11 protein-coding genes are annotated in these 15,203 nt (G+C 45.7%); 6 read left to right on the forward strand and 5 right to left on the reverse strand.

Going from position 1 to position 15,203, the window contains the following annotated elements; genetic code table 11:
* Positions 1-306: 306 nt before the first annotated feature.
* From QUB06_RS22320 to QUB06_RS22340, 5 genes are all read right to left on the reverse strand, one after another.
* Complete coding sequence (locus QUB06_RS22320; RefSeq protein ID WP_333437125.1) at positions 307-2,007, reverse strand: SpoIIE family protein phosphatase; 1,701 nt, start codon at positions 2,005-2,007, stop codon at positions 307-309.
* A gap of 16 nt (positions 2,008-2,023) precedes the next feature.
* Positions 2,024-3,574, reverse strand: coding sequence for an extracellular solute-binding protein (locus QUB06_RS22325; RefSeq protein ID WP_333437126.1), 1,551 nt, complete (start codon positions 3,572-3,574; stop codon positions 2,024-2,026).
* Between the two features lie 599 nt (positions 3,575-4,173).
* The gene (kaiC, locus tag QUB06_RS22330; RefSeq protein ID WP_333437127.1) at positions 4,174-5,736 is read right to left on the reverse strand and encodes a circadian clock protein KaiC; all 1,563 of its coding nucleotides are present in this window, start codon (positions 5,734-5,736) and stop codon (positions 4,174-4,176) included.
* Between the two features lie 347 nt (positions 5,737-6,083).
* A complete protein-coding gene (gene kaiB / locus QUB06_RS22335) occupies positions 6,084-6,398 on the reverse strand; it encodes a circadian clock protein KaiB (RefSeq protein WP_236503428.1) in 315 nt (104 codons plus the stop codon).
* Positions 6,399-6,586: 188 nt separating this feature from the next.
* The gene (locus QUB06_RS22340; protein ID WP_333437128.1) at positions 6,587-7,522 is read right to left on the reverse strand and encodes a circadian clock protein KaiA; all 936 of its coding nucleotides are present in this window, start codon (positions 7,520-7,522) and stop codon (positions 6,587-6,589) included.
* Positions 7,523-7,918: 396 nt separating this feature from the next.
* Between QUB06_RS22340 and QUB06_RS22345 the strand changes: the two genes are divergently transcribed.
* From QUB06_RS22345 to QUB06_RS22370, 6 genes are all read left to right on the forward strand, one after another.
* The gene (locus tag QUB06_RS22345; RefSeq protein ID WP_333437129.1) at positions 7,919-11,176 is read left to right on the forward strand and encodes an ATP-binding protein; all 3,258 of its coding nucleotides are present in this window, start codon (positions 7,919-7,921) and stop codon (positions 11,174-11,176) included.
* A 358-nt stretch (positions 11,177-11,534) separates the two neighbouring features.
* Complete coding sequence (locus QUB06_RS22350; protein WP_445251412.1) at positions 11,535-12,416, forward strand: tetratricopeptide repeat protein; 882 nt, start codon at positions 11,535-11,537, stop codon at positions 12,414-12,416.
* Positions 12,417-12,748: 332 nt separating this feature from the next.
* Positions 12,749-13,942: a glutathione S-transferase family protein gene (locus QUB06_RS22355; protein WP_333437131.1), complete on the forward strand. Its 1,194-nt coding sequence runs from the start codon at positions 12,749-12,751 to the stop codon at positions 13,940-13,942.
* A 102-nt stretch (positions 13,943-14,044) separates the two neighbouring features.
* A complete protein-coding gene (locus QUB06_RS22360; RefSeq protein ID WP_333437132.1) occupies positions 14,045-14,419 on the forward strand; it encodes a DUF433 domain-containing protein in 375 nt (124 codons plus the stop codon).
* Positions 14,416-14,811, forward strand: a complete 396-nt coding sequence (locus QUB06_RS22365) for an ACP S-malonyltransferase (protein ID WP_333437133.1) — start codon at positions 14,416-14,418, stop codon at positions 14,809-14,811. The genes QUB06_RS22360 and QUB06_RS22365 overlap by 4 nt, the downstream gene beginning before the upstream one ends.
* A gap of 67 nt (positions 14,812-14,878) precedes the next feature.
* Entirely contained in the window at positions 14,879-15,112 is a 234-nt protein-coding gene (locus QUB06_RS22370; protein WP_333437134.1) for a ribbon-helix-helix domain-containing protein, read from the forward strand.
* The last annotated feature ends 91 nt before the right edge of the window (positions 15,113-15,203 follow it).

Here is a 15,203-nt window from a genome sequence, read left to right on the forward strand (position 1 = left end):
GCGATATTAGGAAGAATTAGTCCTGCTGCTAGCCACTGCTAATATTGGCGGCGTTGCTTGATCAGGGTAGGAAAAAAATCAGTTGAAAATCCCGAAGCTTTGTGGATACTGGTTTCTATGACTTGCCTATTTAGCATTTCATGCCGTAAATCAGCAACGCCAACCGTGCAATCTTAATCTCCTCAAAACAGTTATCAAGTTATAGTTTCTACCCCTAGTTTGTCGCACTTCCCAGTGAGGGGGTACGACGGGCTTTACTGGTGTCGTAAGCGAGTAAATAGCATTTCTACATCCTCGCTTGCGTAGCTATTTTTGTTTCAGCACCACCAAAGTAATATCATCAAAAACTTTCTGAGAGCCGATATGCTGCCGCACATCATCAATCACCGCTTGTCTAATTCCTTCTACTGAGAGGGAACAGTTGCGACTGGCTACTTCACATAACCGCTCAATCCCGTATTGCTGGCGATTGATGTCGAATGCTTCTGTTATTCCATCAGTGTATAGTATCACTACATCTCCCGAATTGATTTGTATCTGTTCAGACGCAATGAAATCAGCAATTTCCTCATCCAAGCCAATGGGAAAGCCGAGATTCATCGTATCAATCCGCTCAACTTTACCTCCAGAACGTACTACAATGACTTCTTCATGTTGTCCGCTCAAACTCAAAATTCCGTCAGCATAGTCAAGCAGGGCAAGAGTTAGGCTTTTAGCAGGGTTGATGCGCTGGATGTTCTTATAAATGGTGTTGTTGAGAATATCCAAAAATTGTACCGGATCGGTCTGATTACTTTCTTGCAGGGTTCTGACAGCGGTTTGGGCCATCAGCATGATCACCCCACTTTCCAAACCATGTCCGGTGACATCACCGATGCTAATTTTGACCAGACCATTTTTTTGCAGCACATCGTAGTAGTCGCCGCCGACTTCATCAGCAGGTTCCATAAATCCAGCAATTTCTAACCCCTCAATTGACTCTAATTCTTGTTGTTTAGGTAAAATCATCATTTGCAGTCTGCGCGTTACTTCTAACTCCGCACCCATACGGATATTTTCAGCTCTGAGACGCTGATTAAGTCCGCTAATTTCCTGATTTGCTTGAGCAAGTTCGGTGGTACGTTTCGCAACTTTGGCTTCAAGAGTATCAAAGGATTCTTTCAATTGATGACTCATGTGATTGAAAGCATTGGCAAGAGTTCCGACTTCATCTTTACTATAAACTTTTACAGTTTGCTCCAGTTGTCCTTGGGCAATTGCTTCTGCTACAACTACTAATTCCGCAATCGGGGAAGTCAGTCGCCGTGCCAACCACCAACCAATACTTACTGCTATTGGTAATGTGATCAAAAATGTTATTAAAGCCAAATTTCGCGCCTGAATTTCGCTCTGAATTACTGCTGAAGCATCCAATTCAATCACCAGTATTCCTTCCCGCCTCCCCATTGCGTCAATAATCGGTGCATAACCGTATAGAATAGGTTTTGCATCTTGATTTTGGAGCAAATGTTCTTCCACAAGTGGGCCTGTAAGATTATTGATTTTTGCCTCTAATAGTGGTGTTAAATTAGTGACTGTTTCGCCGACAGTGGCGATGGATTTAGGAGGCGGGGAATAGTCAATCACATACACAATTTTGTCATTGGGAAGATGACGTAAGGTGTAAATACGATTAATACCTTTGGTGGTTGCTTGAATGGTTTGGAGGCGCTTCCAGAGGATTTGATAGTAAGGGCGTTGTTGATCGTTGTAACTGATAATTAGGGAATGGTAATCGCTGTCAATTTGTGGCGTAGCTAGGCTGACGAGATCGAAGATGCGATCGCGTATAGCCTGAAGCTGTGCTGTTCGCAAATGTAGGTAAAGGTTAGCTGTTAACATCCCAGCAACAAGCACAATTAAAACCGAATAAGCGGCTGTGAGTTTAGCGCTTAATCCCCAGCCATGCTGTTTTAATTTGACATTGGAAACAATCAAATTTTGAATAAATTTGTGATTTTTTAACATGACAATTTTTTACCGATTATTGACTCAAACCAAGACTATATCGGTAGGCAGCCCGTTGCTCTTTTCGCCCAATTTTATTGGTAATTTTCTCCCAGTTATTATTGATTTGCTGCATCGCTTCATCCCTGGTAATTTTGCCAGCTAAAAACTCTGCTATTGTTTGGTCAAGGATCTCTCCTTGATAGCGGTTATTCTCAGCAATTCGCAGGTCAAGAACGATATTAGGACTTCTAAGACTAACGCCGATTGCACCAAGATAATTACTCGTAGCTTCAAAACTCATACCTGTTTTTATCCAAGGTTCTCGGTTAGTAAATTGCGAGATCCGATAAGGATTAAAACCCGTCCATCCAATCGTAACATCGATATTGGATTGCGCTGGTTGACTCATATAGGATATGAAAGCATAACCTGCATCTTTATTCTTAGGAGGGGCTGCTTTGTTAATGGCTCCCACCCAACCACCGAAGGCCGCATAGGGAGCATGATTAATGCCATTGAGAGCAAAAGGACAAGTAACTTTATCACAAGGTATTAGTTTACCAGTGGTGCGATCGAGCACTTGTTTGGTTCCTGGCAAAATGACGGCTCCAACTTTATCTTTAACTTTAGATTTAGGTGTGATTGCCAGGAGACCAGTATCGCCCCAGTCTAAGGTTAACGCGCAGCGGCCAGCAATAAAAAAGTCGCGAGCCTGTTCCAGATCAAAATTCAATTCGTCAGGAGGGCTATATTTTAATGTTTCTTTATAAATATCTAAGGCGGCAGCTATCCCTTCATTATTAACCAGTGGCTTCATGGTATCTGGATCGAAAAAAGCACCTTGTTGAGTTCCCTGACTTTGGAGGAAAGAAGTAGCAACAGACCAAAACATAAAATAGGACTGAGCGTTAGGTTTTTTTGCCGTGCAGGAACCGTAATCGGGAGTACCATCACCGTTCAAATCCCGACCTTGAAATCGCTTCGCGATCGCTAAATAATCTTCCCAAGTTTCCGGCGGGTTGAGGCCTTCAGCTTGCAGCAAATCTGTCCGGTAGTAAACCATGATAAAATCACCATCGAGGGGAATAGTGACAATTTTTCCTTGGTAATTAGAGCTAAAATCTCGGAATAATGGAGCGATATCCTTCCACTCAATAGTATGATCAGCAGCGACTCGTTCAGTTAAATTTTCCAGATACCCAGGTGTCGCATAATCTACCATCCATTGAGGAGCGAAGACAATCACATCATATTTTTTAGTTCCATTGCTCAAGTCCTGTTTAATTTCCTGATATAACTTCCCAAAGGGAACTGTGATAATTTTAATTTTTGATCCGGTGAGCTTTTCAAACTCAGGGGCTCGCCGTTTTAGGGGTTCTGCAATCACTGGCAAATCGCGAGTTAAGATAGTAATAGTTGTGCCATCAAAACGGGTTATGGGGGCCGGAGAAGCTACCTTAACAGAAGGTTGAGGACTGGTTTTAGTTGCAGGAGACCCTTGGCAAGCGGTGGCGATTCCTGAACACACAACAGCTAACCAGATTGATATTTGCCTAGTTGGTTTCAGTCGGTGTAAATAGTTCATGGTTTTAAGTTACAATGTCGGGGATAAATAACAGGAGTAATTTAATTATGCGTTAATCTGCTAACAAGACCCCGGACAGTTTTTGAGTAAAAGCCTAGAACCCTTATTTTACCGTTAGCGATCGCAAACCGTCCGAAGTGTTGACCTAGCGATCGCCAATCTAAATACTGAAACAATGTAAATTTAATCATAATTATGCTACATTGTTGAGTCTGTTGGCTTGTCTTCACAAATTTATTGCATGGTTACATAAATACATACTTGTGAATGAATTTTCATAGTAAGTTCTCTCTAGATCAGCCACTAGACGCTAAGCGAGCAGGTTTAAAGTCTTCTTTCTTGGCTTCCACCAGTATAACCGCAGGGGCTTTGATAAATAGTTGCTCCGGGGAACGACTAAAACCTCTTTGAATACAACTTGATATTCTCAATGTATCATATTAGTTGTTTGTGTAATTAATTTTGTTTAACTACTTAAAAAGATCGATCGTTCGCGATCGATCTTTTTTAATGATCAATTGTTAAAAAGTGATGGCTGTTTGGGCGAACTCACACCACAGCGGTGCGCGCCGCGCCACTTACAAGCATACTGCTAACTCTCAAATATCCTCATCGTCTTGACCTTGCACACCCTGGAGAATCCGCGATAGCTCACTCTTCTCATTAATCGTAATCCGACTAGGAGAACCGCTGATAATCCGTTCGTAACCACTGAACGAATCTTTAATTTGTGGCCCTCTTTCAGTAATCGTGTATTCTCGAATTCCTTTGTCGTGCCACGAACCGCGCATCTTAAACACATTAATTGCCCGCGACATTTCTCCTCTAATCTCTACATACTGCAACATGATAATCGTGTCAGTAATCGTAGAAATATGGGAGTCCGTAATCGAATGAGCACCCATAAACTGGTCGCTTGTATTCGTGAAAAACCCGGTTATTTCTTCCTGCTTCGCAAAACCAGTCACTCCGATCACAAATTGCCTGAAAGCATTATTGCTGACACCCCTAGCTAACGCCGACAGCGAGTCTATAGCAATTCGAGAAGGTTTGAACTCAGCAATTTCTGATTTAATACTCTGCAAGTGGTCTTCCAAACCCGCCGATTCCGGGTAAGTGCACAGCAGCTTCAGCAGTCCTTTCTCTTCCATTTCCTCAAAATCAATGCCCCAAGAATAAGCATTGCGGAACAACTGAGCCCGCGACTCTTCATAGGCAAACAACAGCGCCCGATTGCCGTTCATACAAGCATTCTGCAAGAACTTGCTAACCAATAGCGTTTTGCCGGTTCCCGTTGCACCCGTAGCCAAAATAATTGAGTCTTTGAAGAAGCCGCCACCGCACATCTCGTCGAGAGTTTTATCGCCCGAAGAAACCCGCACGTTTGAAGACTTTTGAGTTAATCGCATCGCCCCCAATGGGAAAATATTAATTCCGTCATTAGTCATCGTAAAAGGATATTCGCCCTTCATGTGAGTTGTACCGCGCAACTTCAAAATTTCGATGGTGCGGCGGCGGCGTTCTCCTTCCAATACGTTGCGAACAATCACCACATTATCCGACACAAACTCTTCCACCCCAAACCGAGCCACCGGGCCGTATTCTTCCACCCGTTCCGTAGTCATAACTGTAGTTGCTCCGACTTGTTTGAGGCGGGCAACTAAGCGAAAAATTTCTCGGCGCACCACCGATGCAGCGTCGTACTGCTGAAATACGGCTGTCACCGAATCTATAGAAACTCGCTTGGCTTTGTATTTGCGAATGGCGTACTGAATTCGCTCGATTAAGGCTGATAAATCAAAATTTCCTACGATATCTTGACCTTCCGGGTCGGGGGAAGCGTCCAAAATAAATAGCTTGCCTTCCTCGATTAACTGTGCCAGATCCCAACCGAAACTGCAAGCATTTTTAATAATATCTGTCGGAGATTCTTCAAAAGTTACGAACACTCCCGCTTCGTCAAAATGGGTAATTCCGTTATAGAGAAATTGTACGGCAAATAAAGTTTTTCCCGTTCCTGACGTGCCGCTGACTAGGGTGGTTCGGCCGAGTGGCATTCCGCCGTGACTGATGTCATCGAAACCCTCAATCATCGTGCGAATTTTTTCAACTCCTGGCGTTACCAATCCTTTTCGTTGAACCGTTTGACTAATTTCATTCATGTCGATTTTTGTCAACTCTCAGTATTCTTTAGTTGTCACTCATTAACCGCCGATCATGAGTCTTTGTACCCAGCTTTTAGTTTTGGCTCTTGCTCAATAACTAATGACTGCTGACTGCTGACTAATGACCCCGCCCAAAAACCGATACCGTGCCACGTACTCCTGTCGTGGAAAGATAAAAATTTTAGACTTTTGTTCAACCTCCCAGATTCATCTGTTGAGTAAACCTAAAATCTAAAATCGTTCGACGATCGCGCGACTCGACGCTTCGACGCTCGCCCTCGCCGAACGTTTCACGCCAAACCGAAGTCTCAAATCTAAAATCGACTGACTCTCACCTGATTATCTTATGAATTCATGTCTTCTTCGCGAAGTTCTTCATAGAGCAAATCTAATCCTATCAGAACTTTCTCGCGATCGGACAAATCGCCAATAATTTTTCGCACCGGCGGTGGCAGGATTTTTGCCAGCGTCGGGGTTGCCAATATTTTGTCCTCTTCTGCTAGCTGAGGATTTTTGAGAACATCTATGACTTTCAGCGCGTAGACTCCTTGAAATTCTTGTTCTAGGATGTCCTTTAGGGTTTTCAAAGCTCGCACTGAGTTGGGAGTATTCCCCGCAACGTACAGCTTCAGAACGTAGGTTTTCTTCAGAGGACTCATGAACTTTTTTAAATGTTGAGTATTAGTTGTCAGATGTTAGTTGTAGTTGTTATTTGTCTTAAATCCGCTGTTCTTTGTTATTTTATAATAATTGCTGCCTCGCGCTCGCGCGGCCGTTGGTCGGCTCCTTTCTTTTTTGTTAGATTCTACCTTCTACCTTTTCTTTCTTAAATTAGGCCGAATCCCTGCTACATTCTACCTTGAGATGTTTCTTTCGGAATCGATCGCCGATACATCTCGCACATATGAGCGATCGCGTCAATCAGGGTCAAACGGTAATCAAGCAATATTTCCTCGCTGCGTCCTTCTAATTTTAGCTGTTTAGCAAACTCGTCCATCAATTCCATGTGAATTTCTACAATTTGAGTCACGGGAACGTCAGCAAAAAAAGCCAAATTCACAAATTCATCTATTTGATTGTTGACCGCAGCATCTTGAGAAAAATAATTCAAAACGATGCCGCGATAACTAGACTTGAGTTGCTCCAAAAACTTTTGTTTCTCTGGGGCCGACAGATTTCTCAAAAAAATCTGGGAATTTCTTTTATAATACACACCTAAGTATCCTAATCGCTCCCGTAATTTTTCCGCCAGCCGCCGCTGCTGTCGGCTGAGCAAACTTTGAGCCGTCAATTGGGCTGTCGCATCAACCGTTACGGATTGGTAATTGACAGGAACCGGAGTTGAAAGTTTCAGAAATTGTGCGATCGCCCGATCGATACCGGCAGCTATGGAGCTCGATCGAGCGATTGCCAGTTGCACCTCAGCAGGGTGATAAAAAAAAGCACAGCTTTCGTCTTGACTCTTGTTGGCGGTACTGGCTGCGGCCTCAAAACCATCTGAATATGGTGCTTCGGGCCTGCCATCTACCGGCGCGTGAGGCGAAAAAATTACAGCAGGCAAAAAGAGCGATCGTTCTTGCAGCTTGCCCAGAAGCGATCGCAGATCCCCATCCACCTCCAAAACCAAACAATCAAGGTGATAATTGTGCTTAAGGAACCCCAAAAGCTCCACTGCCGACTTAATGTGCGTTAAAGTATAGCGTTCGGCTCTCAAAAGCTCGATCGCAGAGGCTGCGATTTCCTCAGAGCGGACAAAAATACCGATAGACAGTTGAGGAAGCAAAGCTGTAGGTGTACCACCTAAGTTGCCTGAAAGTGCTGGATCGCTCAGAGTTGATATCTCCTTTACAAAAAACTTAACATTTTAACAATCATCTCAACATTTATTTTAACCAATCTTAACCGCAAAATAAGTGATGCGCTTCTACCAGAAGAAGAATCAAAGTCTACTCCGTGGTTTTTGTGTCAAGCACCCTGAGCGTGATTTCTGCAATTAAGCTTAAGCCTTAAAATAATTGCTAGTCGCCTCAAATCAGGTGTAGGCATCGGACTCCCCGGTCTCGGTGCAGATACCGAGCCTGATAGCGAACTGATATAAAACAAATAAGATACAGAAATTCGCAGCTACATTGAGCATCAAAAATATTACTGCTCTCGCGAGCAGACTCTCAGGTTTGTTATGCCAGTCACCACCCCCAGTCTCAAAAATTTTATAGATCCAGTGCCGCTGTGCCTCCAAACGGGTGCGCTAGAATCGCTGCAGTCAATTTTCAGATCCTGCAACTGCGATCGAGTCGCAGTAGTCAACGAGCAGTTACAGCCGCTGGGATTAGTGTATCTCCGCAGCCTTTGGGCTTGGGGAGCCGATCGCACAAACGACGGGCAGCAACCTTTGTCAGAAAGCCCGATCGCGCTCGAACCAGTCAGGGCATTACCCGCCGCTATGAGCGTCAGCGAATTCTGGCAGTACCTGCAAACAGAGGAACAGAACACCCCAGCCCGGCCAAACCGTCAAACCGCAGGCATTTCATCAAACAACCCGATCGCCCTGACAGATGCCAGCGGTCAATTTTTAGGAATGCTAGACAGCCTGAGCCTGCTGCAATTCGCCGCACTTAACAGCAGCTCTCTCAGCAGCCTCCCAGAGCAGGCAACAGCCGTCAAAGAAATCGAATTAAAACCTGTTGCCGAAGCCATCGCCACGGCCCTAGGCGCTCAACTACGCTTTCTAGAAGCAGGATTGAAACCTTCGGAAAACCTGAACTCCCTAGTTGAACTGTTGGAAAAACTGCCCCTGCCCCTGAGATTGCAAACCCCAACCGCACAAATAGTCAGTCAAAACGCAGCGTGGCGGACTTTGCTGGGAGCAGGCCCAGAACCAGTTCCAGAACCAGCAGCAAATTTGGGTAAACACTCGCCTCGTAAACCAAGCCATTTAACAAGCGAATACAAGAGCGTGCAGTTAGAGGGCATCACCACCGACTGCAGGAGCCTAGTAGGAGCAAGTAGATCGGGCGATTCCCTGCAGGATAGCTTCGCCGCGCGTGATTCAACAGCAGCCACCAGTTGCCCGCTGCCCTTGTACGCTGCAGCCTCCCCCTCAACCTTAACCGCTCCAGCTTGGTGTCCTATGGCCGGCAAACCAGACACCTACATTTGCGAGTGCCCGGTACAAAAAGGTCAAGAACGGATCTGGCAATTTGTCAAACAGCCGCTCTCAGACAAGCTAATTTTAGTAATGGGACAAGATGTCACCGAAGAACATTTAGTCGCCAAAGAACTAGCAGCGAAAAACGCAGATTTAATCCACCTCAACAGACTAAAAGACGAATTTTTATCCTGCATCAGCCACGAACTAAAAACCCCGCTCACCGCCGTCCTCGGTTTGTCCAGCCTCCTCAAAGATAAATTGATCGGAGAACTAAACGATCGCCAAACACGCTACGCCAAACTAATCCATAAAAGCGGGCGGCATTTGATGACAATTGTTAACGATATATTAGACTTGACCCGGATGGAAACCGGGCAGCTAGAACTAATTCCCGAAGCAGTCGAAATAGAATCAACCTGCCAAAGAGCCTTTGAACAAGCAAAACAACTGCAACAGCAAGAAGAAAAAAACCCTCCCGTTCCGAGCACAACGGACGGTACAGCAAACGCAGAACCCTCCGCCCAAATAGAATTTACACTCGAAATAGAACCGGGACTGAGCCACTTAATTGCCGACGAACTGCGACTGCGGCAAATGCTGGTTAACCTCCTTTCCAATGCCCTAAAATTTACCGAACTCGGTGGCAAAATCGGATTGAAAGTAAATGTTTGGGAAGGCTGGATCGCATTCAAAGTTTGGGACACTGGAATCGGCATCCCTGCCGACAAACAGCACCTGATTTTTCAGAAATTCCAACAGCTAGAAAGCCCCCTCACCAGGCGCTTTCAAGGAACCGGACTGGGACTGGTACTAACTCAACGCCTAGCTCGGCTCCACGGCGGAGACGTTTCGTTTATTTCCTCAGAAAACCAAGGCTCTCAATTTACCCTGCTGTTGCCACCAACTCCTCCGGGAAACAGCAGCGAAGAAGTCCCGGCACCGGGAGCCGCTGAGTCAGAATTATTAAAACCCCAATATCAGATTCCGATCGCCAATTCTCGCTCTCGTTTAGTATTAATAGTCGAAGCAGTTCCCAAATATATCGAAGATTTAACCAACGTCATCTCAGGTTTGGGCTACCAAGTAATAGTCGCCCGTTCCGGCACCGAAGCGCTGGAAAAAGCTCGCAGGTTCAGTCCCGAAGCGATTTTCCTCAACCCGCTGCTGCCACTGCTGTCGGGTTGGGACGTGCTGACGCTGCTCAAGAGTGACCCGGATACCCGATCGATTCCGGCGATCGTCACGGCCACCAGAGGCGAAAAAGAACGGGCCAGTGTCAACAGGGCCGAAGGCTTTTTGAGCTTGCCGGTGGAAGAACCCGCTTTGCGGCGGCTGCTGGGAGACTTGATCGGCAAAAGTAATGCTAGTAGCCCGAAAGTAAAAAGTCCTTTAACCGTGTTGTGGCTCAGCCCGCAAAACAGTTCGTCTCAAGGTTCCGCTTTACTGCTCAACCCCAACTACTGCCGGGTTTTAGAAGCAGACGACCTCGGCCAAGCAGAACTCGTGGCCAGAATTTGGCGGCCCGACGCGATCGTCTTGGATGGTACAAGTCAACTGCAAAACCCCTTAGCTTTTATCGAACAGTTAAGTCGGTCTCGAAATTTGGGTTCTCTCCCCTTGGTGACTTTAGACTCCCGAACTACGCAACTGGCAAATCAAGTCAAAGGATTGTCGGTATTTCCCTGTTTAGCCACTAGCAGTCCCGACGACGGTGAAAATTCACCAACCGGGTTAATGCCAAGTGCTTTGTGGCAAGTAATTCAAGTTGCTGCGGGCATGAGTTGGAAGCCCAGCATTTTATTTGCCGACATTTCGACTTTACCCGATTTGCACTCCTCTTCTGGGGGGAACCCAACGGAAGAATTGGAACATGGCGCTCGATCGACAAATGCCGAGATTCCCCTCCCCAATTCCCAGTTTTCTACTCCCAACTTTCAAGCTTTGATCCAGTACATCCACACCGCAGGATTTCGAGGGTCGATCGCTCCCTGTTGGACAGAAGTTTTGCAGCAGTTGCAATATCAAAGCGTTGACTTAGTTTTGCTGTGTTTGCGAGATGCCCCCTCAGAATCAACCGCTATGCTGCAGGCGCTATCGAACCTGCGACAAATGGCAGTAAAACTGCCAATTTTAGTCTGGGATTATCGGTCTGCAGTAAATTCGGAATCCGAGTCGATCGACTTTCTACTGCAAGAAGTATCAGCCAAAATTTTGCCTTCTTCCTTATCAGCAGCACAATTGTTAGATAAAATTCAACAGGCTTTATTAACTCACTCAAGCTCGTGAAAATGAAGGATTTACCAGGTTGGTAGTGCGGAATTAACTCGTTTATAAATCAGTAAAAATAAACTATTATTTATGAGCTAAAACAGAATTTTGTAGAGCTTTAACTGACAACCGCGAAGCCTTATTTATTAACTGATTCAACTTTATAATAGCTCATAACTTAGCTTGTTTGTAGTGACCTTCTCAGTCGTCTCTAAAATAGTGAAGAAAAACGGCTATCCTGAGTGCAAACATAATTTGAGAAGTATTTAAATGAAAACCCAGAAGTGTTGCGAGTCAAGAAGCAATATCAAAACTCAAAAATATGAGTTATTATAGGCGATCGAGAAACCCTTATATTTTTTTCTGGGGCTGTACAGTGCCTAATCGCATTCCTTTAATATCTCTGCTACTCGCACTCGGTTTGGGGGCAATGCCCGAGCCTGCTGCCTCTCAGGCACTCCTGCCTTACACCCTGCAAATCGACTCGGCCCAACTCGAACAAACGGCCTTGAGCCTTGCAGAAGAAGCCGTCCAGCTAGCCAGACTCCAGCAGTACGAACTAGCGGTACCTAGAGCCGAACTCGCCACACAGTTAGCCCCCAAAAATGCTCAAACTTGGACTTTGTTAGGCAGCTTGTACCTTCAAGTCGAGCAGTTTGACAAAGGCATTGAAGCTTTGGGGCAAGCTCAATCTCTGTCGCCAGAAAATCCATCAATTAAATTTGTCTTGGGAGAAGCTCACTTTCGGAAATCGAACTACGAGAAAGCAGCCGAATATTTGCAAGCAGGGTTAAAGTTAAAACCAGACACTCCAGGTGCATTATTTGATTTAGGCAATGCTTTTTATAAGCTAAAGCGGTTCGATCAGGCGATCGCCCAATACGAAAAAGCCTTTGCTTTAGAAAAAAACCTGTGGCCTGCTGTCAACAATATCGGATTAGTAAAATACGAAATGGGAGAGGTTGATAGCGCCATCAAACGCTGGGAACAGGCGATCGCGATCGATGACAAAGCAGCCGAAGCAATGCTAGCTCTAGCAGTAGCATTGTACACCAAAGGCGACAAAGCAAAAGGCTTCGCGATGGGAGAAGCAGCTCTGAAACTTGACAAACGCTATGCTACGGTAGAATATCTCAAAGAAAACCTCTGGGGCGATCGTTTAATCGCAGATACCCAAAAGTTGCTAGCAACTCCTGAAATGAAAGCAGCACTGGTTAAAATTCAAGACACCCCACCCCCGCCCCAAATGTCGCCTTAATTGTAGTTAAGTTGGTAGTGAGGACTTCAGTCCTCAAAGCCTTTTTTAACTAATAACCAACTATCTTATTCAGGACTAAGCTGTCGCGCATTTAAATTGCATATTAGAAGCGGGCGGGACACCCCACAAGAGTTTTATTGTTTTTTGAGATACAATTTAAATGCAGAACAGCTTACAACCAAAAAATAGTTGAATACGTTATGGGTAGGGGTAAGGTGCGCGCACATCGCACCCTACAGATAGAGTTGGTGGGTAAGTTTTATTATTGCCACGAAGCAGTCGCTGTCTTCAATTCTCCAATCTAAAATCTAAAATCTAAAATCTAAAACCCCATGACCCCCCTAAGCTGGACAGAATTAGAAGCCCTCACAGATTTTGAAGTCGATCGCACAAACGGCCCCACCAACGCTCAATCCCGCTTGCGCCTCTTTGGCAAAACCGAATCCGATGTGCGAGTCACCCTGTACCGCGATAACCATGCTTGGTGTCCCTACTGCCAAAAAATCTGGTTGTGGTTAGAAGAAAAACAAATCCCCTACCGCATTGAGAAAGTTACTATGTTCTGCTACGGGGAAAAAGAAAGCTGGTACAAGCGCAAAGTGCCATCGGGAATGCTACCGGCGATCGAACTAGACGGCCGCATCATCACCGAAAGCGATGATATCTTAATCGCCCTGGAACGAGTCTATGGCCCCTTGGGTTTGGGCATGGAGAACCCCGCAGTAATACCCCTGCGGCGGCTAGAGCGACTGCTGTTTAGGGCCTGGTGCTCTTGGCTGTGCTACCCAGCAAGTTCAGCCAAAGTAGAACAGCACAACCGCAACCAATTTATCAGTGTCGTCGCCCAGGTAGAAAAGGCTCTCGCCAGCACTCCGGGGCCTTATTTCCTCGATGAATTTGGCACTGCGGATGTGATCTTTACGCCCTACGTGGAACGGATGAATGCCAGTCTTTACTACTACAAAGGCTACTCGATGCGGGAAGAAAACCCGCGCTTTGCTGACTGGTTTGCGGCGATGGAAACCCGCCCTACCTATCGCGGCACTCAGAGCGATTTTCACACCCACGTCCACGATTTACCGCCTCAGATGGGCGGGTGTTATGAAAACGGCGAACCTCAGATGCTTCTGAATAAAGCCCGCGTGGATAATGGGCCTTGGGCTGGCCTGCCGGATGTGATGTATCCAGAACCGGAAACCTCCCGCGCTGAAGCACTTCACCGCGTCATTAAGCACCACCGCAACATCGTTCGAGTCAATCCGGCTGATGACAACTTATTCGATGAGGCTTTGCGTTGTGCTTTAACTTTGATGATGACTGGCGAAGTTTGTACGCCGCCGCCGGGTTCTGATGCGGCTTTGCGGTATTTGCGCGATCGGGTGAATGTGCCCCGCGATATGTCGATCTACGCCGCCAAGCGGCTGAGGGAAGCGTTGGAGGAAACGGCGGCTTTGGTGGGTGATGGCCAAGGTTCTCCGATTCTGCTGAAGCATCGGCGAGATCAAGATCCGGCTAATTTTGTGTAGGGGGCGTCTGGTGGATTTGCTCAAAGGTTTCTACAAACACGACATCACAAATTTGTAAGGTACGATCGGATTATTTCCTAGACTGTTTCAGAGGCTATGGGTATGGTTTCAGTATCCAACAACCAACCAATCATTATTCGTACAGAGCGCGGACTGACAATTTCAGGTACGCGCATCACTCTCTATGATGTGATGGACTATTTGACGGCTCAATATCCCCCGAAGTTTATCCGTTCCTTGTTTGACTTAACAGAGGATCAGATTAACGTTGCTTTATCCTACATTGAGGCAAATCGTGCAGAAGTCGAAGCAGAATATCAAATTGTTTTAAAGCAAGCTAAGGAAATTCAGCATTACTGGGAAGAACGCAATCGCGAACATTCTGCCCGCGTTGCAGCGATGCCACCCAAACCCGGTCGAGAGGCTCTTTGGGCAAAACTCCGAGAACAGAAAGCCAAACACGAACTAGAAGCATGAATTTTCTGATCGATCACAATCTCGGAGGTCATGCAGAGATTTTATTGGGCAATATTGCGAGTCAAGGCTGGTTAAATCTACTCCCAATTCGTTTTGTCACTTTCAAGCAGATGAATTTGTCGATCGACAGTAACGATCGAGTTGTTTGGCGACTTGCTCAGGAAAATCAAATGATCTTGCTTACTGCAAACCGCAGCATGAAGGGTGAAGACTCCCTGGAACAGGTAATCCGAGAAGAAAATACAGTGGATTCCCTACCTGTCATTACGATTGGAGATGCCGATCGATTTTTAGCCGATCGAGTCTATCGGAATCGTTGTGTCGATCGTATTCTGGAAATCTTGCTGGATATCGAAACCTGGATGGGCGTTGGTCGTCTTTTTGTTCCGTAAGGTGAGTAAATAGAAGTGTGCTACCATTGGTAGTATTGAAAGTGGCATAAATAGTTTTACAATAATTATGAAAGTATCTATCTCTTTGCCAGATGAGCTAGTGCGTTACATTGACGATCGTGTAGAAAATCGCAGTCGGCTAATTGAGCTTTTATTGCAAGCGTGGCGCAAACAACAAGAACAGCAGGCAATGGTAGAAGCCTGTTTATTGCTCGATGAACTGAGTGATGAATTAACCGATGAGGATGAAGCATGGCAGCAAGCAGCGATTACCGACTGGGAACAGGGTAAGCTCATCTAATTTGGTATAAATTGTACTTGACAAAACAAACAAAATACACAGGAGAACCCGCTCGTCATTAACGGTTCTATAATGCCTCAAAAGCTAAGTC

Origin of the sequence: Microcoleus sp. D2_18a_D3, from assembly GCF_036702455.1 — a bacterium.
Classification (GTDB): Bacteria; Cyanobacteriota; Cyanobacteriia; order Cyanobacteriales; family Microcoleaceae; genus Microcoleus.